General features: G+C 71.4%; 19 protein-coding genes. 15 read left to right on the plus strand and 4 right to left on the minus strand.

Annotated elements, in window-relative coordinates; all coding sequences use genetic code 11:
• Positions 1–13 precede the first annotated feature (13 nt).
• From OHA05_RS03390 to OHA05_RS03405, 4 genes are all read left to right on the plus strand, one after another.
• A complete protein-coding gene (locus tag OHA05_RS03390; protein WP_313947919.1) occupies positions 14–496 on the plus strand; it encodes a Dps family protein in 483 nt (160 codons plus the stop codon).
• Positions 497–548: 52 nt separating this feature from the next.
• On the plus strand, positions 549–1,007 hold the full coding sequence (locus OHA05_RS03395) for a VOC family protein (protein WP_313947918.1): 459 nt from the start codon (positions 549–551) through the stop codon (positions 1,005–1,007).
• Positions 1,008–1,376: 369 nt separating this feature from the next.
• The gene (locus OHA05_RS03400; protein WP_328859760.1) at positions 1,377–3,434 is read left to right on the plus strand and encodes a phosphocholine-specific phospholipase C; all 2,058 of its coding nucleotides are present in this window, start codon (positions 1,377–1,379) and stop codon (positions 3,432–3,434) included.
• Between the two features lie 204 nt (positions 3,435–3,638).
• Positions 3,639–4,949, plus strand: coding sequence for an LCP family protein (locus OHA05_RS03405; protein ID WP_328859761.1), 1,311 nt, complete (start codon positions 3,639–3,641; stop codon positions 4,947–4,949).
• Between the two features lie 44 nt (positions 4,950–4,993).
• Here OHA05_RS03405 and OHA05_RS03410 read toward each other — a convergent pair whose 3' ends face one another.
• Positions 4,994–5,755 (minus strand): class E sortase, encoded by a 762-nt coding sequence (locus tag OHA05_RS03410; RefSeq protein WP_313947915.1) that lies wholly within the window; start codon positions 5,753–5,755, stop codon positions 4,994–4,996.
• 100 nt (positions 5,756–5,855) lie between these two features.
• Between OHA05_RS03410 and OHA05_RS03415 the strand changes: the two genes are divergently transcribed.
• From OHA05_RS03415 to OHA05_RS03440, 6 genes are all read left to right on the plus strand, one after another.
• Complete coding sequence (locus OHA05_RS03415) at positions 5,856–6,746, plus strand: ATP-grasp domain-containing protein (protein WP_328859762.1); 891 nt, start codon at positions 5,856–5,858, stop codon at positions 6,744–6,746.
• Positions 6,747–7,003: 257 nt separating this feature from the next.
• On the plus strand, positions 7,004–7,996 hold the full coding sequence (gene dhaK, locus OHA05_RS03420; protein ID WP_313947913.1) for a dihydroxyacetone kinase subunit DhaK: 993 nt from the start codon (positions 7,004–7,006) through the stop codon (positions 7,994–7,996).
• A gap of 34 nt (positions 7,997–8,030) precedes the next feature.
• Complete coding sequence (gene dhaL / locus OHA05_RS03425; protein WP_313947912.1) at positions 8,031–8,636, plus strand: dihydroxyacetone kinase subunit DhaL; 606 nt, start codon at positions 8,031–8,033, stop codon at positions 8,634–8,636.
• On the plus strand, positions 8,633–9,040 hold the full coding sequence (locus OHA05_RS03430; protein ID WP_313947911.1) for a PTS-dependent dihydroxyacetone kinase phosphotransferase subunit DhaM: 408 nt from the start codon (positions 8,633–8,635) through the stop codon (positions 9,038–9,040). Before dhaL ends, OHA05_RS03430 begins: the two co-directional genes overlap by 4 nt.
• Before the next feature lie 123 nt (positions 9,041–9,163).
• Complete coding sequence (locus OHA05_RS03435) at positions 9,164–9,724, plus strand: hypothetical protein (protein WP_328859763.1); 561 nt, start codon at positions 9,164–9,166, stop codon at positions 9,722–9,724.
• Positions 9,725–9,735: 11 nt separating this feature from the next.
• Complete coding sequence (locus OHA05_RS03440) at positions 9,736–10,368, plus strand: class F sortase (protein ID WP_328859764.1); 633 nt, start codon at positions 9,736–9,738, stop codon at positions 10,366–10,368.
• Position 10,369: 1 nt separating this feature from the next.
• Here the strand turns inward: OHA05_RS03440 and OHA05_RS03445 are convergent, their stop codons facing one another.
• Positions 10,370–13,633 (minus strand): AfsR/SARP family transcriptional regulator, encoded by a 3,264-nt coding sequence (locus tag OHA05_RS03445; RefSeq protein ID WP_328859765.1) that lies wholly within the window; start codon positions 13,631–13,633, stop codon positions 10,370–10,372.
• A gap of 410 nt (positions 13,634–14,043) precedes the next feature.
• On the opposite strand from OHA05_RS03445, the gene OHA05_RS03450 reads away from it, so the two are divergent.
• The 3 genes from OHA05_RS03450 (at position 14,044) to OHA05_RS03460 (ending at position 16,667) form a co-directional block, all read left to right on the plus strand.
• The gene (locus OHA05_RS03450) at positions 14,044–14,259 is read left to right on the plus strand and encodes a hypothetical protein (RefSeq protein ID WP_313947907.1); all 216 of its coding nucleotides are present in this window, start codon (positions 14,044–14,046) and stop codon (positions 14,257–14,259) included.
• Positions 14,260–14,414: 155 nt separating this feature from the next.
• The gene (gene nagB, locus OHA05_RS03455) at positions 14,415–15,197 is read left to right on the plus strand and encodes a glucosamine-6-phosphate deaminase (RefSeq protein WP_328863326.1); all 783 of its coding nucleotides are present in this window, start codon (positions 14,415–14,417) and stop codon (positions 15,195–15,197) included.
• A 207-nt stretch (positions 15,198–15,404) separates the two neighbouring features.
• Positions 15,405–16,667: a globin domain-containing protein gene (locus OHA05_RS03460; protein ID WP_328859766.1), complete on the plus strand. Its 1,263-nt coding sequence runs from the start codon at positions 15,405–15,407 to the stop codon at positions 16,665–16,667.
• Positions 16,668–16,755: 88 nt separating this feature from the next.
• Here OHA05_RS03460 and OHA05_RS03465 read toward each other — a convergent pair whose 3' ends face one another.
• Complete coding sequence (locus OHA05_RS03465) at positions 16,756–18,918, minus strand: ThuA domain-containing protein (protein WP_443043826.1); 2,163 nt, start codon at positions 18,916–18,918, stop codon at positions 16,756–16,758.
• A 27-nt stretch (positions 18,919–18,945) separates the two neighbouring features.
• Complete coding sequence (locus tag OHA05_RS03470; RefSeq protein WP_328859767.1) at positions 18,946–21,765, minus strand: carbohydrate-binding protein; 2,820 nt, start codon at positions 21,763–21,765, stop codon at positions 18,946–18,948.
• Between the two features lie 322 nt (positions 21,766–22,087).
• On the opposite strand from OHA05_RS03470, the gene OHA05_RS03475 reads away from it, so the two are divergent.
• Entirely contained in the window at positions 22,088–22,810 is a 723-nt protein-coding gene (locus tag OHA05_RS03475) for a transporter substrate-binding domain-containing protein (protein ID WP_328859768.1), read from the plus strand.
• Positions 22,811–23,917: 1,107 nt separating this feature from the next.
• Positions 23,918–26,518 (plus strand): Pls/PosA family non-ribosomal peptide synthetase, encoded by a 2,601-nt coding sequence (locus tag OHA05_RS03480; RefSeq protein WP_443043624.1) that lies wholly within the window; start codon positions 23,918–23,920, stop codon positions 26,516–26,518.
• Position 26,519: the final 1 nt, after the last annotated feature.

The following is a 26,519-nucleotide window of genomic DNA, read 5'->3' on the forward strand; positions in this document are numbered from 1 at the left end:
GGAGAGGAACGACATGTCTGTGGTGAAGAGCACGCTCACCGACGAGGCCCGGCAGGTGACCGGAGACGCGCTTCAGGGGACCCTGGTGGACCTGCTCGATCTCTCGCTGCTCGCGAAGCAGGCGCACTGGAACATCGTGGGCCCCCGCTTCCGCAGCATCCACCTGCAACTCGACGAGGTCGTGGACACGGCTCGGCAGTACGCCGACACCGTGGCCGAGCGGGCCGCGTCGCTCGGCGTCACCCCCGACGGGCGGGTCGAGACGGTGGCCAAGACCAGCGCTCTGCCGCATGTGGAGGAAGGGTGGCTGAAGGACACCGACGTGGTCGAGCTGCTCGTCGAGGCGCTCAACACGGCGATCCTGCGGTTGCGTGAACGGATCACGGTGACCGAGGAGTCGGACCTGGTGACCCAGGATCTGCTGATCGGGCTGACCGCCGTGCTGGAGCAGCAGAGTTGGATGTTCCAGGCCGAGAACTGGCCGAGGAAGAAGTGACCGTGCGGTGTACGAGCCGTGTGTCCGCGACGACCGCGGGTACGCGAGGCGCATGACAGTCCACAAGACAAGCGTGCTCGTACTGGACTGCGCCGAACCGATGGAACTGGCGGAGTTCTACGCCGGCCTGTTCGGCGCAGAGGTTCACGTCGGGACCGATCCCGACTTCGTGGAGATCGTCGGTCAGGACGGTGTCCACATGGCCATCCACCGTGACTTCGGCTACGCACCCCCGAGCTGGCCGCGGCCCGAGGACTCCCAACAGGCCCATCTGCGCATCCTCGTGGAGCGCGGCGACATGGACGAGGCGGAGCGTGAAGCCGTGAGTCTGGGGGCGAGGCCGGTGGACACGAAGGACAACAGCGGTCCGCGCGATGTCCGTATCTACTCCGACCCTGCCGGTCATTCGTTCTCGCTGGCCGTCTCGCCGCAGCCGCGCCGCAGTACGCGGCAGGCGCGCAAGGACGAGCTGACGGCGATCGTCGAGGCCGAGCGGGGCACCGCCACCTGACCGACGACCGGCCTGGGACGAGGAGGACGAGGTGGGCCGGCGGCGTCCGGTCCACCGCCCCGACGTCCCGCGCGGCGGGCCGACCGTGTGACGGTCGGCCCGTTGCCGTTGCCCGCGCCGCACACTCCGCCCCTGTGCGACCACCCGTCTGTGACGCCGCGCCCGGCGGCCGCGCGGGGCCGAACGGATCGGGGCGGCCGGCGCCCCGGCGACGCTCGCCCACCTCCCCGACCTGCGGCTCAGGAAGGCTGTTCGCGGTCCGTACCACGGTCCTTCACACCCCTGACACCACCGCGTCCCTTCCCTTCCCTTCGCTCCTCTTGGACACTCCGCCAGACCCTTCCCCCTACTCCAAGAGGGCCCATCTTCATGCCTGAACTCAATCGGCGCCGTTTTCTCCAGATCGCCGGCGCGACCGCGGGCTTCTCGGCACTGTCGAGCAGCATCGACCGCGCGGCGGCCATTCCGGCCGGGCGCCGCTCCGGCACCATCAAGGACGTCGAGCACATCGTCGTCCTGATGCAGGAGAACCGTTCCTTCGATCACTACTTCGGCGCGCTGAAGGGAGTGCGGGGATTCGGCGACCCCCGTCCGGTGACCACCGGCCCGGGCAAGTCGGTGTGGCACCAGTCGGACGGTACGAAGGACGTGCTCCCCTACCACCCCGACGCCGAGGACCTCGGCATGCAGTTCATCGCGGGGCTCAACCACGACTGGGCGGGCGGCCACAAGGCCTGGAACAACGGCAGGTACGACCAATGGATCCCCGCCAAGTCCGCGGGAACGATGGCCTATCTGACCCGCCAGGACATCCCGTTCCACTACGCGCTGGCCGACGCCTTCACCGTGTGCGACGCCTACCACTGCTCGTTCATCGGAGCGACCGACCCCAACCGCTACTACATGTGGTCGGGTCACACGGGCAACGACGGCAAGGGCGGCGGCCCGGTCCTCGGCAACGACGAACTCGGCTACGACTGGACGACGTACCCCGAGCGTCTCGAACGGGCCGGTGTCTCCTGGAAGATCTACCAGGACATCGGCGACGGCCTCGACGCCGGCGGCTCCTGGGGCTGGATCGAGGACGCGTACCGCGGGAACTACGGCGACAACTCCCTGCTCTACTTCAACAAGTACCGCAACGCCAAGCCCGGCGACCCGCTCTTCGACAAGGCCCGCACCGGTACGGACGTCAAGAACGGCGACGGCTACTTCGACCACCTCAAGGCCGACGTCAAGGCCGGGAAGCTGCCGCAGATCTCCTGGATCGCCGCTCCCGAGGCCTTCACCGAGCACCCGAACTGGCCCGCGAACTACGGCGCCTGGTACATCGCGCAGATCCTGGACGCGCTCACCTCCAACCCGGAGGTGTGGAGCAGGACCGCCCTGTTCATCACGTACGACGAGAACGACGGGTACTTCGACCATGTGGCCCCGCCCTATCCGCCGGCCTCCGCCGCTCAGGGGCTGTCGACGGTGGACACGGCACTCGACCGGTTCGCCGGCAACGGCAGCTACGCCGCCGGTCCCTACGGCCTCGGCCAGCGCGTTCCGATGCTCGTCGTGTCCCCGTGGAGCACGGGCGGGTTCGTCTGTTCGGAGACGTTCGACCACACCTCGATCCTCCGTTTCATGGAGGCGCGCTTCGGCGTCGCCGAGCCGAACATCTCGCCGTGGCGGCGCGCGGTCTGCGGCGACCTCACCTCGGCCTTCGACTTCGGCCTGCGCAACACCGATCCCGCCGGGCTCCCGGACACCGACGCCTACGAACCGCCGGACAACGACCGGCACCCGGACTATGTGCCGAAGCCGCCCGCCACGGCCGTGCTGCCCCGGCAGGAGAAGGGGTCGAGGCCGGCGCGTCCGCTGCCGTACGCACCGCTGGTCGACGGCGCCTCGACGCCGTCCACCGGGCGTTTCACGCTGACCTTCAGCGGTGGAGCGGCAGCGGGTGCCTTCTTCCTGGTGGCCGCCGGCAACCGGACCGACGGGCCGTGGACGTACACCACGGCCGCGGGCCAGAAGGTCTCCGACACCTGGAACACCGCGTACTCCCAGGGCGCGTACGACCTCACCGTGTACGGCCCCAACGGCTTCGTGCGCGGCTTCAGGGGCCCGGGCACGACGGCCGGCCCCGAGGTGACGGCCCGCCATGTGGCGGGTACCGGCTCCGTCGAGCTCACCCTGACGAACGCGGGCAGCACCACCCGCCGGCTGACGGTCACGAACGCCTACGGCGGCAAGAAGCAGACGTTCACCGTGGGGCCAGGCGGACGCGTCGTGCACGTCGTGGACCTCCAGGCCGGTAAGCGCTGGTACGACCTGAGCGTGGTGTCCGACAAGGACGCGGGCTTCCTGCGGCGCTTCGCCGGTCATGTCGAGAACGGCCGCCCCGGCGTCAGCGACCCGGCGATCCTCACCGCCTGAGCCGCTGTCACGGGCCCCTGTGCATCGAGCCCTTCGCTTCGGGGGCCGCACTTCACCGGGCCGGGGCCGTTCGCCGTTACGGCGGACGGCCCCTACACGGCGCCCGGCAGGCGGCTCCTGGCGTGCCGACGCACCTTTTGCACCACCTTCATGATTTCTTCGGTTCATCGGTCCACCCGAGCCCCGGTGCCGGAGGAGTCATCCATGCGCAGTTTCGCTGTCACGGCTGTTCTGATCGCCGCACTGGCGTCGGGTGGCTCCCTCTGGGCGGCCGAAGGCGCCGCATCCTCCGAGGGCATCGGCGACAGGGCCGCCGGCACCAACATCCTGGTCGTCGGGCTGGACCGCCGTACCGGCATCTCCTCCGAGGACCGCAAACGCCTCCATGTGGGCGGCAAGGAGTGCAACTGCACGGACGTGATGATGGTGATCCACCTCGCCGAGGACGAGCGGCGGGCGACCGTGGTGTCCATCCCCCGGGACTCGTACGTCGAGTTCGCCGACCACGGCCATCCCCGCCACTCCGGGAAGATCAACGGCGCCTTCCAGCACGGTGGCGGCGACCTGGCCGTACGGACGGTGGAGAAGGCGACCGGGCTGCGGATCGACCACTATCTGGAGACCGACTTCACCGGCTTCGCCGACACCGTGGACCGGCTGGGCGGCGCCACGGTGTGCACGGACAAGACCCTGGTGGACACCGGCTCCGGGCTGCGACTCCCCAAGGGCACCCACCATGTGGACGGCAACCGGGCTCTGCGCTACGCCCGCGCCCGTCACGTCACACCGCCGGGCGATCTCGGCCGGGTACGACGCCAGCAGCGTCTGCTGATCGAGATGGTGACCCGGCTGCGCGGCGAGGGGGCCTTCGCGAACCCGGCGTCCTCGGTGCTCACCGCCCTGGAGCTGACGAAGGCGGTCCGCACCGACGCGCACACCGGGCTCGACGATCTGATGCATCTCGGCCTCGCGCTCGGACGGCTGACGGCCGAGCAGACGGAGTTCGCGACCGTGCCGATCGCGGACTTCGACCACCGGGTGCCCGAATGGGGGTCGACGCTGCTGTGGGACGAGCCCCGGTCGGCGGCGCTGTGGGCGGCCCTGCGCGAGGACCGGCCCATCGTCGGCGACACGGGCATCCGGCCCAGCACGGACACCCCCGTCGAGATGGCTCCGGGCTCGATCCGCGCACGAGTCGACGATCCCGCCGTGGCACGTGCCCTGCGGGCCGACGGCTTCGTCGTCGAGGACGCACCGGCAGGGCCGCGGCCGCCGGGGCCCACCGTGATCACCTACGACCCGCACCGGGAGCGTTACGCGGCCTCGCTCGCCGCCGCGATCCCGGGAGCCCGGCTCCGTGCCGTTCCCGGCCACGGCGAGGTCTTCGATGTGCGGGTCGGCGCCCGGGCGTCGACCGTGATCAAGGTCGTCCACGATCGCAGCAGCGTGGAGGGCGCACCGGTCCACGGGAACGAACTGCGCTGCGCGCCGAAGGCCGTGAAGCCGGCCGGCTGACGAAAAGCCGTGTCCTGAGCCCGGCCGACAGCGGTCGGCGGCGGTCAGTCGCCCGCGGCCGGGGTGGGTGCCTTCTTCAGCACACCGATCTTGTCGATGCGGTGCTCGGGGTTGTGCCGGTCGTCGCGCCAGAAGTTGCCGGCGGCGTCGTCCTCGGGAGTGGCACAGGTGGAGACCGTGATCATCGCCTGGGTGGGCTTCTCGCCCGGCTTCCCCGGAACGGGAGCGCGCTGCGCGGCGAGCGAGCTGTCCGAGCGGAAGGACGTCTGCCGGGTGCCGGTGATCTCGTACTCGTAGACGAGACCGCCCTCCTCGACGATCACCGAGTCACCGTTCTTGAGCGAGGGAAGGTCCCGCAGCGGTCCGCCCGCGGACAGCCGGTGGGCGGTGACCAGGTAGTTTCCGATGTCGCCGGGGCCGACGCCGCCGCTCTCGCCGTACGGGCTGGCGCCCACGCCACGGTTCTGGATGCGGGTGCCCGGCCAGTCGTCGGTCGTGCCTTCGTAGGGCACGACTCGGAGGTCCTCGAGCCCGATCGCCGGGATGGACAGCAGCGCGGTCTCGGTCCGCGGGGTGGTCCGGTCGGCGGGCTCCACCGAGGGCGAGCTCGTCGCCGGCGCTTTCACCGGCTCCTTCGCCGCGCCCGGGGCCGGCGCGGGGGGCTCGGACGCGGTGCCGGCCGTGGGAGCCGTGACGGTCCCGGTCCGCAGCGCGTCGGAGGTGTCGGCGGCGCCCGTCGAACAGCCGGCGAGCACCACGACGAGTGCGCCGGCGAGGGTTGCGGGGACTGCTCGGGACAGGTGCATGGAGTTCCCGGGGATCCGGTGGAGGGCGGCCACGGCGTGGCCGCCACTTCGAGCATAAAACGCCCGGACTCGATCAGGTGTTCCCCGTAGGGTGGCAGCCATGGCACGAGCGGTCCTGTACTGCAGCGATGTCCTCGCACCCCGCCGCGTGGACGAGCACTTCGCGGCGGAGGCGCGCGCGGTCCGTGAGCACGGCGGCCAGGTGGCGCTGATCGACCACGACGCGCTGATCGGCGGCGACGCAGAACAGGCGGTCGCGAGAGTCCCGCATGGAGCGGCCGGGGCCTGGTACCGGGGCTGGATGATGCCGTCCCACCGGTACGAGGCGCTGGCGGAAGCCGTACGCCTGCGGGGCGGCAGCCTGGTCGTCGCGCCCGGGCAGTACCGGGCCGCCCATGAGCTGCCCGGCTGGTACGACGCGTTCTGCGGGATCACCCCCGAGAGCGTGTGGATCCCGTCCACGCCCGGTCGCGTCCCTGCGCAGGAGGACCTTGCCGCGGCTGCCGGGAAACTCCCCGGCGGGCCGGGGATCGTGAAGGACTACGTCAAGTCCCGCAAACACGAGTGGGACGAGGCGTGCTTCGTCCCCGACCTCGCCGACACCGCCCGGCTCGCGCAGATCGTGCGGCGCTTCGTGGCTCTCCAGGGCGACGATCTGGCCGGAGGGCTCGTCCTGCGGGCGTACGAGTCGTTCGTACGGCCCCGGTCCACCGCGACCGAGGCGCGGGTGTGGTGGCTCGACGGCGAACCCCGCCTGGTGACGGCGCATCCCGACAGCGTCTCCCCGCATCCTCCGGAGCCCGAGCTGGGGCATGTGCGGGCCGCGGTACGGCGTCTCGGCTGCCGTTTCGTCACCACCGACCTCGCCCTGCGCACGGACGGGGCGTGGCGGGTGGTGGAGGTCGGGGACGGCCAGGTGAGCGATGTCCACCGGGACGTGGCGCACGCGGCGATCGCGGGCTTGCTGGTGGACGGGGCGCACGGCGACTGAGGCGCCGTACGGGGGCGGAGGCGGGTCAGTCCGGGCTCCGCGTCCGGGGGCAGCGCGCGGGCCTCGGACCCGTCGCGGAGTCCCGCCGGGGTCCTTCCCTTGGACGAACACCCGCGCCCCCGCGATCCTGGGTATGACGGGACCCACGACCGAGATCGCCGGGCACGCCGGGAAAGGTTCCCGCGCTTGACGGCGGGGCCCGACAGTGCTGGGTTTCTGTACAGAGCCCCAGCCGTCCGCGTCATCAGGAGGAACCCATGAGGATGCTCATCAATGTCCCGGAGACCGTGGTCGAGGACGCCCTGCGCGGGATGGCGGCAGCTCACCCCGAGCTGAACGTGGACGTGGAGAACCGGGTGATCGTACGGCGGGACGCGCCAGTCGCCGGGAAGGTCGGTCTGATATCCGGAGGCGGGTCCGGCCACGAACCGCTGCACGGCGGATTCGTCGGTCCCGGCATGCTGTCCGCCGCGTGTCCCGGGGAGGTCTTCACCAGCCCGGTCCCTGACCAGATGGCGCGGGCCGCCTCCGCGGTCGACAGCGGCCAGGGCGTGCTGTTCATCGTGAAGAACTACACCGGGGACGTCCTCAACTTCGACATGGCCGCCGAGCTCGCCGAGGACGAAGGCGTGCAGGTCGCGAAGGTCCTGGTCAACGATGACGTGGCGGTGACCGACAGCCTGTTCACGGCGGGCCGGCGCGGTACCGGCGCGACCCTCTTCGTCGAGAAGATCGCCGGAGCGGCCGCCGACGCGGGGATGCCGCTGGAGCGGGTGGAGTCGATCGCCCGGCAGGTCAACGAGAACTCCCGCAGCTTCGGTGTCGCGCTGACCGCGGTCACCACCCCTGCCAAGGGCACCCCGACCTTCGATCTCCCCTCGGGCGAGCTGGAACTGGGCATCGGCATCCACGGCGAGCCGGGCCGGGAGCGGCGCCCGATGATGACCTCGCGGGAGATCGCGGACTTCGCCGTCGACGCCGTTCTCGTGGACCGGCCGCCGACGGGTCCCGTACTGGTGCTCGTCAACGGCATGGGCAGCACCCCTCTGCTGGAGCTGTACGGCTTCAACGCCGAGGTCCAGCGCGTGCTGGCGGAGCGCGGTGTGTCCGTCGCCCGTACGCTCGTCGGGAACTACGTGACCTCGCTCGACATGGCGGGCTGCTCGGTGACGCTGTGCCAGGTCGACGAGGAGATGCTGCGGCTGTGGGACGCGCCGGTGGAGACGCCCGCGCTCCGCTGGGGCCGTTGAACCGACCGGGACCGACTGACCTCAGGGAGTGCATGTGCTCGACGCCGACTTCTTCCACCGCTGGCTGACCGCGGTCGCGGTTCTGGTCGACCGCGAGGCGGCGCATCTCACGGAGCTGGACTCGGCGATCGGCGACGCCGACCACGGCAGCAACCTCCAGCGCGGTTTCACCGCGGTGACCGCGACGCTGAACAAGGACGCGCCGCAGACTCCCGGAGCCGTGCTGACCCTGGCCGGGCGGCAGTTGATCTCCACCGTGGGCGGCGCGTCCGGACCGCTGTACGGAACGCTGCTGCGCCGCACCGGCAAAGCCCTCGGCGACGACGCCGAGGTGACTCCCGCACAGCTGGCCGAGGCGCTGCGCGCAGGCGTCGCGGCCGTGGCGCAGCTCGGTGGTGCCAAGGCCGGCGACAAGACGATGCTGGACGCGCTCGAACCGGCGGTCGCGGCACTCGGCGACACGACCGAGTCCTTCGCCGCGGCCCGTGACGCCGCGCGGGAGGGCGCCCTGGCCACGGTCCCCCTGCAGGCCCGTAAGGGCCGGGCCAGTTATCTGGGTGAGCGCAGCATCGGGCACCAGGATCCGGGGGCGACCTCGTCGGCGCTCCTGCTGGCGGCCCTCGCGGAGGTGGCGGCATGAGCGAGGGGAGCACGGTCGGGATCGTTCTCGTCTCGCACAGCAAGGAGGTGGCGGCGGCCGTCGCCGCCCTGGCCACCGGACTGGCGGGTGGCCGGGCCGCGCCCGTCGCTCCGGCCGGCGGCACCCCCGACGGCGGTCTCGGCACCAGCTCCGAGCTGATCGCCGAGGCGGCGGCCTCGGTCGACGGGGGCGCCGGGGTGGCCGTACTCGTCGATCTGGGCAGCGCCGTCCTGACGGTGAAGGCCCTGCTCGCCGAGGGTGACGAACTCCCGGACGCCACGCGGCTGATCGACGCGCCGTTCCTGGAGGGTGCGGTGGCCGCGGTGGTCACCGCGTCGGCGGGGGGCGACCTGGACGCGGTGGAGGCCGCGGCCTCCGAGGCGTACGGCTACCGGAAGGTGTGAGCCCGCGGTCCCCACGCCAAGGGAGCGTGGGGGCCGTTCGGCCCCCCAGGAGTGGCAGGGGCCGGACGGCGCTCCTAGCGTCGGTCTCGTTGTGGTGCATTTCCTACCAACGGAGACCTGACCATGCGTGCCCTACGAGTCGCGTCCCTGGCCCTCGCCGGCACCGTCGCCGCGCTGGCCCTCGGCGCCCCGGCCGCTCTCGCCGAGGACGAGGGGACCGTCACCTCGTTCGGCTTCACTGTCAGCCCGGAGGACGTCGAGCCCGGCGGCACCGTGACGCTAGGCGCCACGGAATGCGAATCCCCCACCGTCACCGCCTCGTCGGGTGTCTTCGACACCGTGACCCTCTCCGAGGGGCTGCCCGCCACGGCGACCGTCTCCGATGACGCCGAGCCGGGTGCCGAGTACGACGTGACCTTCGACTGCGAGGGCGAGAAGGGCACGGCGAAACTGAGCGTCGGCGCCGGCGGGGTCCCCCACACGACTCCCTCCGCCGGGACACACACCGGCTCCACGGACGACCTGAGCGGACTCACGAAACCCGGCGGCGGTGTGCAGGCCGGATCCGGCGGCAGTCTCTCCGGCCTCAGCCCGACACAGATCGCTCTGGGTTCCCTGCTGGTCGCGGGTGCGGTCGGCGGCGGTGTCGTCCTGCTGCGCCGGCGTGCCGGGGACGGCGTCTGAGCGGCGCGTCCGTGCACACGACCGCCCGGCGCAGCTCGTGGTTCACCCTCGTGTGCGTGCTGCTGCTCGGCCTGTTCTTCCTGCGCAACGGGTCGACGGAGACCGCCGAGGGGCCGCCCCGCCCCGTCGCCGCTGCCGCCGCCCCGCACCGGGCCGCAGGTCCGCTGCCGCCCGCGCCCGGTCCCCTGCCGCACTCGCCGCCGAAGCGGATCAGCGTGTCCACCCTGCGGCTCGACGCCCCCGTGACCCGCGTCGGGCTCGACGACGACGGCTGGGTGGCGACACCGCCGCTGACGGACAACAACCTGACCGGCTGGTACATGGGCGCCGCCTCTCCCGGCGAGCGCGGCACCTCCGTGATGGTGGGTCATGTCGACAATGAGGCCGGACCCGCGGTGTTCTATCTGCTGGGCTCGCTGGAGCCGGGCAATCGCATCGAAGTCGCGCGCGAGGACGGACGCACCGCGGTCTTCTCCGTCTACGGCGTCGAGATGTACGCCAAGAAGGACTTCCCTGCCGACCGCGTCTACCGGGACGGCCCGGACCCGGAACTGCGCCTGATCACCTGCGGTGGCGGCTACTCCGCGAAGACGGGTTACGACGCCAATGTGGTCGCCTTCGCCCGCCTCGTCGACGTGCGCTGAGTCAGATCAGCGCGCAGGCCTCCTGCCCGGACAGCCCGCGGCCCGCACGGTGGGCCCGCGTGTAGTGCTCGTCACCGAGCACCCTCCTGAGGTCGCTCTCGGCCCGCCGGCGCACCTCGTGCCGGTCGTCGAAGGGCTGGAAGCCGAACCCGCCGGGCTGCCCGCCGATGCTGTCGTAGGCGCCGAGCAGCCGCGCACCGTCCTCGGCCGCGTCGAGATGGGCCATCGCCCAGGCCGCGCACAGGAACTGATCGGCGACCAGCTGCGGGGCCACGAGGTGCGCCATGGTGTCCAGTTGCCCCACCGCGTCCCTGACCCGGTCCCGGGCCCGCACGTACGCGCCGTCGACGCAGGCCAGCCAGCCGTGCATACCGACGAGCAGGCCGCGGAACAGCGCGGGCGCGGAGGCGGACAGCTCGCGCTCCATCCCCGCCAGCTGACCGCGTGCGCATCCGGTGCGGCCGATCGCGCCGTAGTGGCGGGTCAGTGCCATACGGGCGGTGCTCAGCACCTCCCCCGTGTAGCCCTCGGAGCGGTCGATCACCTCGAGGAGCTGCCGCTCGGCGCCGGCGCGCTCGTCATCGTTCCCGGCCGTCTTCAGCGCCAGGGTGGCGAGCCGGGACCGGAGCACGAGCACCTGGGCGCCGGCTCCCACGCGGGCGGAACTGCGCATGGCCTCCTCGAAGTCCGCGGCGGCCTCCTCGTACCTCCCCCGTCTGTCGTACTCCTCGCCCCGCGCCGAAAGCGACTCCGCGATGCCCCACTGGTCCCCTGCCGTGCGGAAGAGCGCCAGCGCGCGGTCGGCGTCCGCGGCCGGCCGCGCCGGGCCGGCAGGGTGTCCGATCACCTTGGCCCGCATCAGCAGGAGGAGTGCCAGATCCCAGCCCTCGGCCTGCCCGTCGCTTCCGGCGACGATGGCGTCGAAGGTCTCGGCGAGCCCGCCGAACTCACCGGTCATCAGACGCGCGAAGAACCACATCGTGGCCGGCTGGCGGCTCAGCTGCGGCAGGCCGGGCCGGTAGGCGGCGACCACTCCGCGCAGATACTCCTGGGTCGCCGGATCGTCCATGGCCGTGCCGATCCGGTCGTCGCTCGCGATCACCATCAGCCGTATTCCGCGCCGGGCCTCCCACAGGACCTCCTCGGGCCAGGGCGGGGCGAGGTCCGTGCACCGTGCGGGCATGGGCTCCGCCGCCCGGACCGGGGGCCGGAACGGATCGGGTCCGAGCGCCGCCACGGCGGCCGACCAGGCGCGGGCGTCGGCCTGGTGGGCGCGCTGCTGCCAGAACCAGCTCATCGACAGCGCCAGGCAGAGCGCTTCCTGCTCCTCGTCCAGCCGCACCGCCGTGCGCAGGGCGGTGCGTACGTTGTCGTGCTCGGCCTCGAAGCGGTCCAGCCAGTCGGCCTGACCCGGACCTCTCAGCTCCGGCTCGCCGGTGCGGGCCAGCTCCCGGTAGGCGCGCAGATGGCGCCGTTCCACGGCGGTCCGTTCGCCGGCCTCGGTGAGCCGCTGCCCCGCGTACTCGGCCACGGTCTCGAGCAGTCGGTAGCGCATCCCGTCCGGTCCGTCCGGGACGGCGACCACCAGCGACTTGTCGACAAGGCCGGTCAGCCCGTCCAGGGCGCCCGGACCGCACACCTCCTCGGCCTGGGGCAGCGCGCAGCCACCGGAGAAGACGGCGAGCCTGCGCAGTACGGTGCGTTCCTGCGCGCCCAGCAGGTCCCACGACCAGTCGACGACCGCACGCAGCGTCTGCTGACGGGGCAGCACCGTGCGGCCTCCGCCGGTGAGCAGGCGGAACCGGTCGTCGAGCCGGTCCGCGATCTGTCGCGGCGTCAGGGCGCGCAACCGGGCGGCGGCCAGTTCGAGGGCGAGCGGAAGGCCGTCGAGCCGTCGGCAGATCTCGGCGCAGGCCGCCGGGTCCTCGTCCGTACGGAAGCCCGCGCGTACGGCCGCGCCACGGTCGCCGAGGAGGACGAGAGCGACGTCCTGCGGCAGCGGCCCGACGCCCTGCACGGTCTCTCCGGGCACGCCGAGCGGCTCGCGGCTGGTGGCCAGGACGCGTACGCCGGGGCAGCCGGTCAGGAGTGCTTCGGCCAGCCGGGCGGCGGCGCCGATCACATGCTCGCAGTTGTCCAGGACGAGCAGCATCCGCCGCCGTGCGCAGTGCTCGACCAGATGCGTGAGCGGGTCGCGGACGACACTCTCGGCGGCGGACGGCCCGCGGACCTGTGTCTCGCGGGCGCCGAGCGCGGTCAGCACGGCTTCGGCGACGGCGCTTTCGTCGCCCGCACCGGCCAGGGCTGCCACCCACACGCCGTCGGGCCAGGTCCCGGCGGCGGCGCGGGCGGCCTCCAGGGCGAGCCGGGTCTTGCCCGCACCACCGGGGCCCGTCAGTGTCACCAGTCGTCGGCTCTCCAACGCCCCGGCCAATCCGGCGAGTTCGTCCGTGCGGCCCACGAAGGAGGTGAGCCCGGCGGGGAGATTTCCCCGCCGGGTTGTGCCCGCGGGCGGGGACGGCATGGTGCCCCCGGTCAGCAACCGGCTGTGCAGAGCGCGCAGTTCGGGGCCGGGATCGGCGCCCAGCTGTTTCGCGATGCGCACCCGTACGTCCTCGTACTCCTGAAGGGCCTGCGCCGTGCGGCCCGTCTCGGCGAGGGCTCGGATGTGCAGCGCCTGGAGGGGCTCGTCGAGCGGCGACTCGGCGGCGAGCGGGGCGAGTTCGGGGAGCACGGTGGCCGCGCGGCCGAGTGCGATGTCGGCGGCGATCCTGGCGCGGCGCGCCTCCGTCCGCCGCCGTTCCGCCCGTACCGCGAGCGGATCGGACTCCCGGCCCGGCAGGTCGGCGAGGGCCGGGCCGCGCCACAGGGCGAGCGCCTCGTCCAGCACGGCGGCCGCCTCCTCGGCGTGACCGGCGCCGAGAGCCGCCGCACCCTGCGCGGCCAGACGCTCGAAACGGAAGAGGTCGATGTCGTCCCGGACGGCGGCGAGCCGGTACCCGCCGGGGAGAAGATCCACGGACGGTGCGCCCAGCGTCCGGCGCAGCCGTCCCACCAGCGCTTGAACAGCGGCCGGCGCATCGGCGGGCCGCTGTTCGTCGTCCTGCCACAGCTGTGCGGTCAGCTCGGCCGGGGAGACGGCCCGCCCGCCGCCGGCCGCGAGCGCGGTGAGCAGCGCGCGCAGCCGCGCCCCGCCGAGCCGGGCCTCGGTGCCGTCCGGGCGCAGCACCTGCGTGGGGCCGAGCACGTGGTAGCGGTGGGTCACGCGCCCATTGTCCCCGTTGACGGCAGCGGCCGGTCCATGGCCTGCGGGTGCGGGCGCGCGGCGAAGGGGAGGCCGCGGGCCGGGTGCGCGGCACATCCGGGGAGCGGGCGCCCGCGAACAGACACCGACACCGACACCGGCACCGGCACGGGCACGGGCACGGGCAGCGTGTCCGGGGCCAGGCACCGACAGCCCGGGCGTCCGGAGCCAGGCACCGTGGGTCGCGCGTCCCGGTACGGGGACGGGAACGGGCGACGGCAGGTCGGGCCTGAACCGGCAGGTCCGCGCATCCCCGCACCCGCGCACCCCGCGGCCCCGGCCGGCCACCCGCGCAGCCCACCGGCCGGCCACCCGCACACCGCGCGCGTCCGGCAACGCCCCTTGTCGGACCGTGCTGGCAGACTGGACGAATGTCCGCTCCCCGCCGGCTGTGCCCGGTCTGCCGCCGCGAGATCGCCGTCGTCGGCGGCCGTTTCGCCCGCCACGACCCCGCCGCCTCGCGCACCGCCGCCGAGCTGGTCTCGTGCCCCGGCTCGCTGCGGCAGGCGCCCTACGACCCGGCGGTGCAGCCGTCGCTCGACGGCTCCGTGGTGCCCGCCTTCCCCGGTCAGCTGCCGCTGTTCTGACCGGACGACCCGGCCTCCGCGGCCGCGTGCCCACGGGTGTTCCGGACCGGCCATCCCGCGTTCCCCGGAGGTACGGCAGGACTTCGCGCGACAGCACCCCCGCTCACCGGGTAGATTGGTCTACACCAGTGATGTCTTCAGAGACAGGGATCTTCGTGGAAGTTGTCATCGTTCCGGATTCCGCCGCGGGCGGCGAGCTCATCGCCGAAGCCATGGCCGACCTGCTGCGACGCAAGCCCGACGCCCTGCTGGGGGTCGCCACGGGGTCGACCCCGCTGCCGGTCTACGAAGCCCTCGCCGCCAAGGTGCGCGCCGAGGAGGTGGACACCTCCCGGGCCCGGATCTGCCAGCTCGACGAGTACGTGGGCCTGCCGTTCGGCCACCCCGAGTCGTACCGGTCGGTGGTTCTGCGCGAGGTCGTCGAACCGCTCGGACTGACCGACGAGGCGTTCATGGGCCCCGACGGCACCGCCGAGGACGTCGCCGCCGCCTGCGCCGCCTACGACCGGGCGCTCGCCGAAGCGGGCGGAGTCGACCTCCAGCTCCTCGGCATCGGCACGGACGGGCACATCGGCTTCAACGAGCCGTGCTCCTCGCTCGCCTCGCGCACCCGGATCAAGACCCTCACGCAGCAGACCCGCCAGGACAACGCCCGGTTCTTCAGCGGTCTCGACGAGGTCCCTCACCATGTGATCACCCAGGGCATCGGCACCATCCTGGAAGCCCGTCATCTGGTCCTGCTGGCCACCGGCGAGGCCAAGGCCGACGCCGTGGCGCTCGCCGTCGAGGGCCCATTGGCCGCCCTGGTCCCCGCCTCCGCGCTGCAACTGCATCCGCACGCCACGGTGGTGGTCGACGAGGCGGCGGCGTCCCGGCTGAAGCTCGGCGACTACTTCCGCGCCACCTTCGCCGCCAAGCCCGCCTGGCAAGGGCTCTAGGGGACTCGGCGCTCCTGCCGTTCGGATCTCGCCCGCGGATCCGAACGTACGGTCGGCCGCTCTGTCCGACGGCTCACAATATTGTCCCGTTCAGAACATATTCCGCTCCGAACGGCCCTTATCCGCCACCGAGTTGATACGGTGCGCTGGCTCGGCACTTGACGCGCGTTCAACTGACGCACGTACGTGCAGCCCCGGGGGAATACCATGGACGACGACATATATGACGACATTCATGTGGTCAGAGCCAGTCTGGAGCGGGTCCGACGCCGGGCCGCTCATGTGGTCCGGTACTTCTACGCACATTTGTTCACCCACCATCCCGAGCTGCGCCCGCTGTTCCCACCCGCCATGGACGACCAGTACGACCGGCTGTTCACCGCCCTCGTCCATGTGGTGGAGCACCTCGGGCACCCGGGACTCCCCGCGCATCTGGAGGTCCTGGGCCGCGACCACCGCAAGTTCGGGATTCTGGACGAGGACTACCGGGCGGTCGGCGAGAGCCTCGTCGCCGCGATCAGCCACCACAGCCCGGATTCGTGGGACCGGCGCACGGAGGCGTCCTGGCAGCGGGTGTACGACTACGCCGCCTGCGCCATGACCGGCGGGGCGCGCCGGTCCTATGCCACCGGCGAGCCTGCCTGGTGGGCGGCGACCATCCTGTCGCACCGGCTCCACGGCGATCACACGGCGGTCGTGCGCGCGTCCGTGTCCGAGCCCTACTCCTGGCTCCCCGGCCAGTACGCGACGATCGAACACCCGGAGCTGCCGGGCGTGTGGCGGCCCTACTCGCTCGCGGGACGCCCGGGCGACAGCCATGTGCTCGAATTCCATGTGGGCCGCGTGCCGGGCGGTCAGCTCAGCAATGTGCTGTGCGACCGGACCGAGCCGGGCCAGGTGCTGCGGCTCGGCGCCGCCTCGGGTTCCGCGCTCACCCCGCCGCCCGACACCGGCGCCGTCACCCTCATCGCCGCCGGCACGGGCTGGGCCCCGGTCAAGTCCGTCCTGGACGCACTGCTCTCCCGCAGGCCCGCACCCCGTATCCGTATCGACGTCGTGGCCCGCGGCGAGTCGCACTTCTACGACGGCGCGGCCCTGGACGACATCCTGCGCAAGCACCCCTGTCTGAGCGCCTATTGGTGGTACCAGGAACGCGGTGAGGGCCGGATGCGGGCCGCGGAACGGCTGCACACACATCTGCGGGAACGCCGGGACTGGCCCGGCGAGACGGTCTACCTCTGCGGGCCGGTGATGTTCGTGCACGAGACCGCGGAGTTACTGCACGAATGCGGGCTGCCGGAGGGCGCGCTCATCCGTGATCCGCTGCCCTCGTCGGTCAGAGCGCGCGGTCACGTCTCCCATGCGGAGGCCTTTCTCGACCCGCCGCCGGTGAACTGGATCGACCCGGACGCCCGCACCCGCCCGCTCGATCTCCCGCTCCCCCTGCCGCAGAGCACGATCGGTCACTGACCGCCGGCCCGGACAGCGCGGCACCAAGAGGCGCACCGCGGCGCCGGTTGCGGAATCCGGCGCCGCGGCGGGACCGGGCGGACTCATCTCAGGGGCGTCGCGCGGCTCGCAGTTTCTCGAACTCGCCGACCCAGTACTTCGTACGGTCGAGATACGCCGTCTCGGCCGCGGCGCCGGTCTTCCCGTAGGCACCCGAGTAGGTCTGATAGCCGTGCCCGGCAGGCGGGTTGGCCGCGGCGGGCTCGATGGAGCTGCCCTCGTGCCACTCGTTGAAGGACGTCACGGAGACCCATGCCGGGGAGCCGCCGATCGCCGGATCGAGCGCGTTGTTCCACTCCTTGTCGTAGGTGGCGCCGTTCGAACGGCCCAGTGTGGGTGTGGTGTTGCCGGGCACGGCACGGTCGTCGACATAGCCGGGCGCGACCGAGGGGGCCCAGATGAGGTTGTTCGCGCGGGCGTAGTCACCGGCCTGCTTCCAGCCGGGGGCAGTGGCCCCCGCGATGCCGTCGTAGGTGTAGAGACCGGAGAAGTGGGCGATCTTCGTCGTGTCGGTGGTCTGCGCGAGAACGATGCTGCTCGCCGTGACCTGGTCGAGCGCCGTCCAGTCGGCGATCCGCAGGCTCTCGAAGATGTAGAAGGCCGAGCGGTTGCCGTGGGCGGCGTCCCGGTAGAAGGCGGGGTGGCCGCCGTAGGTCGAGTTCAGGTAGCGGATGTCGTCGACGACGGACTGCGCGGTGCGCCCCGCGTACGGTTCGATGTGCCAGGCCACCTTGATCCCGTGGCGCTGGGCGGCGTCCATGACCCGGCGGGCGATGCCGTCCTCGTAACCGCCGCGGCCCCACCAGCTGTAGACGAGTACGCCCGCACCCGACTGCGCCGTCCATCGCATGTGCTGGTCCACCGCTCCGGTGGTGTCCCCGGAGTCGTACGGCCCGAGGGCCGGGTAGAGGTCGGCGCCGATGTCGTCGGGCGGGGTGCGACCGCCCTGCTGCCAGTGCCGCCAGCTTCCCTGACCCGCGGGCGTGCCGTACCAGGGGTAGTAGAAGAGGTGCACGTTCTGCGAGAGGGCCTCGGTCACCGGCGGCGCCGTCGCGAGGGTGAAGGTGTCGATGTCGAAGAGAGCACCCGAGCCGCCGGTGAAGCGGAGGAACAGGGGGCCACTCCCGGTCGCGGTGAGGGTCGTCGAGACGGTGGTGAAGGTCTCCCAGCCGCCGGTCGGCGCGACGCGCACCGAGCCGAGCAGCGTGCCCGTCGCGGAACCCGCCCGTACCTCGATGGTGCCCCCGGCTCCTGCCGAGGAGACCTTCGCCGTGAAGGTCCGGGCGCCGGCCGTGGCGACGGACGCGTAGCCCGCCCAGTCACCGTTCTCGATGTACCCGAGCGTCTGGCCGCCGCTCGCGTTGGCGTGGGCCGCGGGCTGCACGCCCGACCCCGAGGTGTAGGACTCCCCCTCGACGGTCTTCGGCCCGGTTCCGCCCCGCGGGCTGCAGTCGGCGGGGGCGATGCCTGCCGCGTAGCGGATGCCGCCGAGCAGCAGCGAGCGGAACGCGGGGTCGGCGTACGACTCGGCGGTGTGGCCGAGACCGGTGTAGAACGAGCGTCCCGAACCCTGCGGATGGCACCAGGTGATGGGGTGGTCCCCGCCCATCTCGCCGCCGCTGTACGAGGATTCGTCCAGGCTCTGCAGGACGCGGACCCCGGCCCGGGGGTTGGAGCGGTAGTTGTACCACTCGTCGGTCCGGCTCCAGTCGGCTCCGAGGTGGGTGGTCGCGGGGTGCGAGCGGTCCTCGGTCTTCACGGTGGCCCGCTGGATCGCGGGATGGCTCTGGAAGCGGGCGCCGACGAGCTGTTCGTAGTGCGGCCAGCCGTATTCGGTGTCGGCGGCCGCGTGGACGCCGAGGAAGCCGCCGCCCGCGTCGACGTACGACTGGAGCGCGTTCTGCTGCGCGTCGCCGAGCACGTCGCCCGTCGTGTTGAGGAAGACGACGGCTTCGTAGCCCGCGAGATGGGAGGCGGTGAAAGCGGCGCTGTCCTCGGTGGCGGTGACGGAGAAGTTGTCGGCGGTGCCGAGCGAGCGGATGGCATCGATCCCGGCCGGGATCGAGTCGTGCCGGAAGCCGGCCGTCTTGGAGAACACGAGCACGTCGTAGTCGGCCGCGGCCGCGGTGGCGGGCACGGTCACTGCCCCGGCGAGTCCGAGCGCCAGGGTGGCGAGTAACGCCAGGGAGCGGCGTCCGGGCGTGCGGTGGATGCGTTTCACGATGTCTCCTTCCACCCGTCAGCCGAGGGTGAAGGTGTCGATGTCGAGGAGGGAGCCGGACCCGCCGGTGAACCGGAGGAACAGAGGTCCGGTGCCCGTGGCGGTGAGCGTGGTGGAGACGGTGGTGAAGGTCTCCCAGCCGCCGGTCGGCGCGACCGCGACCGTGCCGAGCAGGGTGCCGGTGGCGGAGCCGGCGCGGATCTCGACGGTGCCGCCGGCTCCGCCGGACGACACCTTGGCGGAGAAGGTCTTCGCACCGGCCGTGGCGACGGAGGCGTAGCCGGCCCAGTCGCCGTTCTCGATGTAGCCGAGTGTCTGGCCGCCGCTCGCGTTGCCGTGGGCCGCGGGCTGGACGCCGGACCCGGAGGTGAACGCCTCACCCTCGACGGTCTTCGGTCCGGTGGGTGCGCCGGTGGCGAAGGTGAACGCGTCGACGTCGAAGAGGTTCCCCTGGCCCGTCACTCCCTTGAATACGAGGTAGAGGGTGGTGGTGCCGGACGGGGCGTTCGCCAGGTTCGTCGACACATCGGTGAAGTTCTCCCAGCCGCCGGTCGGCGCGACGGCCATGCTGCCCAGCAGGGTGCCGGTCGCCGAGCCCGCCCTCACTTCGAGGGTTCCGCCGACGCCACCCGAGGAGACCCGTGCCGTCACGCTCCTGGCGTTGGAGAGCGCGTACGGCTGGAAGGAGACCCAGTCCCCGTTGTCCGTGAAGCCGACCGTCTTGGCGCCCTCGGCGGCTCCGTGGTCCGCCGTCTGGATACCGGACTGAGCAGTGAAGTGCTCCGCCTGCCGGTGCCTGGGCTGGAGGATGCGGACGCTGTGGGAGGTCAGTCCGCCGTTGTCGGTGTACTCGGCGTCGAACACGCCGTAGAGGTTGGCGGCGCTGTCGTGCTCGCCGTCGGCCGGGACGGCGATGGAGCCGGAGCAGCCGTTCTTCGAGGTGATCTGGTGCCGGTGGCTGTCGTGCCCGAGCAGATAGGTGACCTTCACCTTGGCGCAGTCGACCGGCCCGTCATCGGGGTCGGTCGCGGTGACGGTGAAGGGCACGGTGTCGCCGAAGGAGAACAGCGCTCCGTCCGCGGGAGTCGTCAGGGTGACGGTCGGTGCGGTGTTGCCCGCCGTGACGACCAGGCTCGCGGTGCCGGTCAGACCCTCGGGATCGCGTACGGTCAGCGTCGGGCGGTAGGTGCCCGCCGTCGTGTACGTGTGTCCGGGGTTGGCGGCTGTCGACGTCGTGCCGTCACCGAAGTTCCAGGAGTACGTCAGGGCTTTGCCCTCGGGGTCGGAACTGCCCTGTGAGGAGAAGGCGACCGTGAGCGGTGTGGGCCCGGAGGTCTTGTCGACGGCGGCCTTGGCGATGGGGTTGCGGTTGCTGCCGCCGATGTACTCGATGCGGTACAGCGCCTGATTGCCGCTGCCCGAGCCGTAGTCGAGGACGTACAGAGCGCCGTCGGGGCCGAAGTCGGAGTCCATGACCTGTGTGCCGGTCCAGGGGAAGTCCTCGATCAGGCCGTACGAGCCGTCGGACCTGACCTCCACGGCCTTGATCCAGCGGCGTCCGTACTCGGAGGCGAAGTAGCGCCCGTCGAGCGACTGCGGAAACTTCACCGAGGAGTTGAGGCCCGCGTCGTACCGGTACACCTCGCCGCCCATGGGCGACTCGGAGCCGCCGCCGAATTCGGGCGGGGAGCCCGCGTCGCCGTATTTGATCCAGCTGGGCTTCGCGGCGGGAAGGGTGGCGAGTCCGGTGTTGCGGAAGGAGTTGTTGGCCGGCCCGCCGGCGCAGTTGTACTTGGCGGCGCCGGGTCCGCTCGGGAAGGTGTACTCGTTGTACGTCTCCGAGGCGGTGTTGGTGCCGGTGCAGTACGGCCATCCGTAGTTGCCGGGGCCGGTGATGCGGTCGAACTCCACCTGACCGCCGGGGCCCCGGTTCGGGTCGGTACCGCCGGCGTCGGGGCCGTAGTCACCGAGGTAGACAACTCCCGTGGCACGGTCGACGGACATCCGGAACGGGTTGCGGAATCCCATCGCGTAGATCTCCGGCCGGGTCCTGGCGGTGCCGGGTGCGAAGAGGTTGCCTGCCGGGACGGTGTAACTGCCGTCGGGCTGTGGCTTGATCCGCAGGACCTTGCCCCGCAGGTCGTTGGTGTTCCCGGAGGAGCGCTGGGCGTCGAACTGCGGGTTGCGGTCGGCCCGTTCGTCGATGGGGCTGTAGCCGCTGGACTCGAACGGGTTGGTGTCGTCGCCGGTGGTCAGATAGAGGTTCCCGGCGGTGTCGAAGTCGATGTCACCGCCGACATGGCAGCACTGCCCACGGTCGTTGGGGACTTCGAGGACGACCTTCTCGCTGGCGGGGTCGAGTGTCCCGTCGCTCCTGAGCGTGAACCGGGACAGATTCAGATGTCCCTTCCACTGCTCGAAGTCGGCGGCGGTGCCGGTGACCGGGGCGTCGCCGGCGGGGGTGCTCAGCTTGGGCGAGTAGTAGAGGTAGACATGGCGGTTGGCGGCGAAGCCGGGGTCGGCCGCCACGCCCTGGAGTCCTTCCTCGTCATGGGTGTAGACGTCCAGCTTGCCGGCGACCTTGGTGTTGCCCGCGGGGTCCGTGTACCGGACCGTGCCGTCGCGCGCGGTGTGCAGGACGGAGCGGTCCGGAAGGACGGCGAGGGACATCGCCTCGCCGAGTTCGGCTGCCCCGTAAGCGAGTTGGACCTGCTGGTAGTCGGAGGGCGGGATGGCGGCCGGCGCCGCGGCGGCCGCGGCGGGCACCGGTGCGCCGGACAGCACCAGCGCGAGGGCGGCGAGTGGTGCCGCCCATGCCGGAAGACGGCGTAAGGACATGGAGGTTCCTTCCTGACCTGGTGGGGGTGCGTCAGGCAAGGCGCGCGACGGCATGCGTCCACCGTCAAGGGGCATACGGCCCTGCGGAGTTCTTGCATGGATCGCAAGATTCTTGTCTACGTCGTGCGAGTGTTTTGCATGTTCGCAACGCAATCGTAATTTGTCAAGGCTATGTCAAAATCATCGGTTCGGCCCCCACCGTGCGTGTGGCGGTGCGGAGTTGGGCCATCCAGCGGCACTGCGGAGCGCGGCGATCGTCCGCTCGGGGTGGAGGCTGGTCCCCCGGGCCGGTGGCACCGGTTCGGCACCTACACTCCCCTTCATGAGGATCACTACTGCTGCCATCACCGAGGACCTGGCCCCCAGTGGCGTGCTGCGGGCCTCGATCAATCTGGGCAACCCGGTACTGGCCCAGGGCACGCCGGAGGCGCCGTCCGGCATCACGGTCGACATCGCGCGTGAGGTCGGCAGGCGGCTGGGCGTCGCGGTGGAACTCCTCTGCTTCGACGCGGCGCGGAAGTCGTACGAGGCGATGACCTCGGGCCGCGCCGACCTGTGCTTCCTCGCCGTCGATCCCGCGCGGGAGGCCGAAGTGGCCTTCACCGCCCCGTACGTCGTGATCGAGGGCATGTACGCCGTACCCCGCGACTCACCCTTCACCTCCGCCGCCGACATCGACCGCGCCGGTGTGCGCATCGGAGTGAAGAAGGGATCGGCCTACGACCTCTTCCTCTCCCGCACGCTCCAGCACGCGACGGTGGTGCGCGCGGACGAGGGGACCGAGGCGTTCCGCACCGAGGGGCTGGAGGTCGCGGCAGGCATCAGGCAGCCGATGACCGAGTTCGTCGCCGCGCATCCCGACACGCGTCTGATCGAGGACCGCTTCATGCAGATCCAGCAGGCGGTGGGCACGCCGGTCACCCGGCGGACCGAGACCGTCGAGTTCCTCCGGGAGCTCGTCGAGGATCTGAAAGCCGGCGGGTTCGTCGTCGATTCGCTGCGCAGGGCGAACCAGTCGGACAGCCTGGTCGCCCCTCCCGCGTAGGCACGGTCCGCCAGGTGGCACGCGGCCTGCGGGATTCACCTGATCGGCCGCGCCTGGAGCTGTGCCACGGGGGCACGCGGGGGATGCACGGCCGGCAGTGACCGCAGCTCGGGGATGAGCGCGCCGTGCACGGCCTCTCGCGAGGGGCTCGTCGGCGGGCGGGGCGACGTTCTGCGTCGACCCCGCCCGGTCGGGGCACAGCGCGTGGCCGCGTTCCCGTCGGCTGCGGGGAGAGCGCATTGCGGCGTGTCACGCGCGGCCGGTTCGATGCGCGGCGCCCTTCACACACCTCCGTGAGTAGGCCCCCAGGAGAGCGGGCCGGCCACCGGCGCACCGTCCTGCCACTTCGGCGCTCGCCGAGGCGACGGTGATGGTGCGGCGAGCGGTGCACTCGGCTTCGCCCTGGGCGCGGCCGCGGCAGTCACCGTTTCCGGCCGATCGGTGCCGCGCTGCTGGTGCGGGCGACGTCGATCCCGCTTGTCGACAACCCGGCCACATCGGTCGTGACGGCAGCCCCGCCGGCCGGTCGGCGCGACGGCGCGTCGTGGCTGCTGAAGACGTCCGCCATCCGGGCGGGAGCTCGGCACGGCGCTCGTGGGCGCCATGCCCGTACGGGCCGCGGGCCACCGCCGCTGCCGGGCGAGGCGCTCGCCGGGAGACTCTTCGTCACGGCCGGGGTTCCGGCCGCGGCGACGGTCACCCGGATGGTTCTGCCGGGCGGGGCGGTCGTGGCTGAAGGGCGCCCGCGCACCTCTCGTCACCCCGGGTTCAGGCGCTGCGCGGACAGTACAGGGTTCCCGCCGCCTCCACCCCCGGGGCGGCCCGGCACTGTCCACGGTTCGAGATCAAGACCGATATGCGAGACAAGTCATGATTTGGCCAATCCGTCCCACTGCCCGTGTCGAATACAGGTCAAGACGTCCGGCAGTGTCCGGCGTCGAGCCCCATGGGCACCGGGTCGGGTGAAGTGCCGACCGGTTTGCCGTCCGTGCTCGATACGCCACCCGCCGTACGGATCGCACGATCGACGCGTCGCGGGGGCGACGCCCCGGGCCCTGCGCCTGGGCCCGTAGCGGTCCGGCCGTCACGACCTTCCGAGGAGCTCGCATGGTGGGAAAGCCCGTTGAAGCACTGGCCCCCGGCCCGGCGGAATCCGCCGTGGTCCGGAAAAACGGGTACGACACCGCCACCGCCCCAAGCGAACAGACCCCCCCAGTCCCGGTCGGGCAGACACCCACCGCGCCAACCGAACCGTCCGCCGCCGGAACCGAGCAGATCCTCGCCGAGATGCTGGCCGACGTCGCGGGCGTCCCGGAGGTGTCGGCCGACAGCCACTTCTTCGACGAACTCGGCGCCGACTCACTGGTGATGGCACATTTCTGCGCACGCATCAGAAAGCGCGCGGATCTGCCATCGGTCTCCATGAAGGACGTATACCGGAATCCGACGATCCACAGCCTCGCCACGGCGCTCACCGACGCACCACAGCCCTCCACCCCCGTCGAGCCACCGCCTGCTCCCGTACCGACGGCTCGTACGAGCCTGTGGGAGTACGTCCTGTGCGGAGCGCTGCAACTGCTTGCTTTCGTCGGCTACTCCTGTGTCATCGCGTTCATCACCGCGCGGGGCTACGAGTGGATCTCCGCCGGGTCGGGTGTGGCCGACATCTATCTGCGGTCGGTCGTGTTCGGCGCCGTCGGCTTCCTGGTGCTGTGCTCCCTGCCGGTCGTGGTGAAGTGGACGGTCATGGGCCGGTGGAAGCCGCGCGAGATACGGGTCTGGAGCCTGGGTTACGTACGGTTCTGGCTCGTCAAGACGCTGGTGCGGGCGAACCCGCTGGTGCTGTTCGTCGGCTCGCCGCTCTACACCTTCTATCTGCGGCTGCTGGGAGCGAAGGTCGGCCGGGGTGTCGTGATCTTCTCCCGGAACATGCCGGTGTGCACCGACCTCTTCGCGGTCGGCGACGGAACCGTCATCCGCAAGGACTCGTTCTTCGCCTGCTACCGGGCCCACGCCGGCCGCATCCAGACGGGCCCGGTCACGCTCGGGCGGGACGTGACCGTCAGCGAGGCGACCGTGCTCGACATCGGGAGCTCCATGGCGGACGGGGCCCAACTGGCCCACGCCTCCTCGCTGCACAGCGGACAGACGGTCCCCGCCGGAGAACACTGGCACGGATCCCCCGCCGTTCCGGCCGACAGCGCGGTGGACTTCCGCGGAGTGGGACCGGCCGGCTGCGGTGCCGTGCGACGGGCCGTGCACAGCGTCCTTCAGCTGCTGACAGCACTGCTCCTCTACATGCCGCTCGCGGTGGGCGTCGTGGGCCTGATGTTCTCCCAGGTGCCGCAGTTCGCCGCGGCCCTGGAGCCCGGGCCCGCGGCGCTGACGAGCTGGACGTTCTACGTCGAGGCGCTGGTGGCCTCGGTCGTGCTCTTCTTCGGTGCCATACCCGTCGGCCTGCTGATCATGACCACGCTGCCCCGGCTGTTCAACCGCGCGATGACACCCGGCCGGGTCTATCCCCTGTACGGAATCCACTACGGGATGCACCGGGCGATCGTCCTCCTCACCAACAGGAAGTTCATGACCCGGCTGTTCGGGGACAGCTCCGCCATCGTCCACTACCTGCGGACGCTCGGGTACCAGCTCTCGCCGGTCGAACAGACCGGATCGAACTTCGGCACGGACGTGAAGCACGAGACGCCGTACCTGAGTTCCGTCGGAACGGGGACGATGATCGCCGACGGCCTGTCGATGGTCAACGCCGACTTCTCGAACACGTCCTTCAGCGTCTCCCGCACCTCGATCGGCCCGCACAACTTCCTCGGGAACAGGATCGCCTACCCGTCGCGGGGCCGGACCGGTGACAACTGCCTGCTCGCCACGAAGGTGATGGTCCCCATCGACGGGACGGTCCGTGAAGGCGTCGGGCTGCTGGGCTCGCCCAGCTTCGAGATCCCCCGGTCCGTCCACCGGGACAGCACGTTCGACCAGCTCAAGAACGAAGAAGAGCTGCCCGCCAACCTCGCCGCCAAGAACAAGCACAACGTCGTCACCATGGTGCTGTATCTGCTGGTGCGGTGGTTCTACTTCACCTGGTTCACACTCCTCGTCGCGGTGACCGCGGAGCTCTACGCCTCGCTCGGCGCGTTGGCGATCGCGCTGGGCAACCTCCTCCTCCTCCTGTCCGGCGCCGTGTACTACGTACTGGTCGAGCGGGCCGTCACCGCTCTGCACCCGCTGTGTCCGGTGTTCTGCTCGATCTACGACCGCCGCTTCTGGCGACGTGAGCGGTACTGGAAGGTGCCCAACGAGACCTGGCTGCGCATCTACAACGGCACCCCGTACAAGAACCTGATCTGGCGGCTGCTGGGAGTCCGGCTCGGCCGCAGAGTCTTCGACGACGGCTGCTCGTTCACGGAGCGCCCCCTGGTCGCCGTCGGCGACAACTGCACGCTGAACGCGGGGAGTGTCGTCCAGTGCCACTCCCAGGAGGACGGCACGTTCAAGTCCGACCGCAGCAGCATCGGCGCCGGCTGCACGCTCGGGGTCGGCGCCTTCGTCCACTACGGCGTGACGGTGGGCGACGGCGCGGAGCTGGCCCCCGACTCCTTCCTCATGAAGGGCGAGGCAGTCCCGCAGAACGCCCGGTGGACCGGGAACCCGGCTCGGCCGATCGGCCGGGACACCGGCGAGCAGTGGAGGTAGG

It is taken from the genome of Streptomyces sp. NBC_00306, assembly GCF_036169555.1.
Taxonomy (GTDB): Bacteria; Actinomycetota; Actinomycetes; order Streptomycetales; family Streptomycetaceae; genus Streptomyces; species Streptomyces achmelvichensis.

Bases quoted from the DNA above. Each gene is read 5' to 3' on its own strand.
- OHA05_RS03390 (WP_313947919.1), top strand. From the start codon at position 14: ATGTCTGTGGTGAAGAGCACGCTCACCGACGAGGCCCGGCAGGTGACC.
- OHA05_RS03395 (WP_313947918.1), top strand. From the start codon at position 549: ATGACAGTCCACAAGACAAGCGTGCTCGTACTGGACTGCGCCGAACCG.
- OHA05_RS03400 (WP_328859760.1), top strand. From the start codon at position 1,377: ATGCCTGAACTCAATCGGCGCCGTTTTCTCCAGATCGCCGGCGCGACC.
- OHA05_RS03405 (WP_328859761.1), top strand. From the start codon at position 3,639: ATGCGCAGTTTCGCTGTCACGGCTGTTCTGATCGCCGCACTGGCGTCG.
- OHA05_RS03410 (WP_313947915.1), bottom strand. From the start codon at position 5,755: ATGCACCTGTCCCGAGCAGTCCCCGCAACCCTCGCCGGCGCACTCGTC.
- OHA05_RS03415 (WP_328859762.1), top strand. From the start codon at position 5,856: ATGGCACGAGCGGTCCTGTACTGCAGCGATGTCCTCGCACCCCGCCGC.
- dhaK (WP_313947913.1), top strand. From the start codon at position 7,004: ATGAGGATGCTCATCAATGTCCCGGAGACCGTGGTCGAGGACGCCCTG.
- OHA05_RS03430 (WP_313947911.1), top strand. From the start codon at position 8,633: ATGAGCGAGGGGAGCACGGTCGGGATCGTTCTCGTCTCGCACAGCAAG.
- OHA05_RS03435 (WP_328859763.1), top strand. From the start codon at position 9,164: ATGCGTGCCCTACGAGTCGCGTCCCTGGCCCTCGCCGGCACCGTCGCC.
- OHA05_RS03450 (WP_313947907.1), top strand. From the start codon at position 14,044: ATGTCCGCTCCCCGCCGGCTGTGCCCGGTCTGCCGCCGCGAGATCGCC.
- OHA05_RS03460 (WP_328859766.1), top strand. From the start codon at position 15,405: ATGGACGACGACATATATGACGACATTCATGTGGTCAGAGCCAGTCTG.
- OHA05_RS03470 (WP_328859767.1), bottom strand. From the start codon at position 21,765: ATGTCCTTACGCCGTCTTCCGGCATGGGCGGCACCACTCGCCGCCCTC.
- OHA05_RS03475 (WP_328859768.1), top strand. From the start codon at position 22,088: ATGAGGATCACTACTGCTGCCATCACCGAGGACCTGGCCCCCAGTGGC.
- OHA05_RS03480 (WP_443043624.1), top strand. From the start codon at position 23,918: ATGGTGGGAAAGCCCGTTGAAGCACTGGCCCCCGGCCCGGCGGAATCC.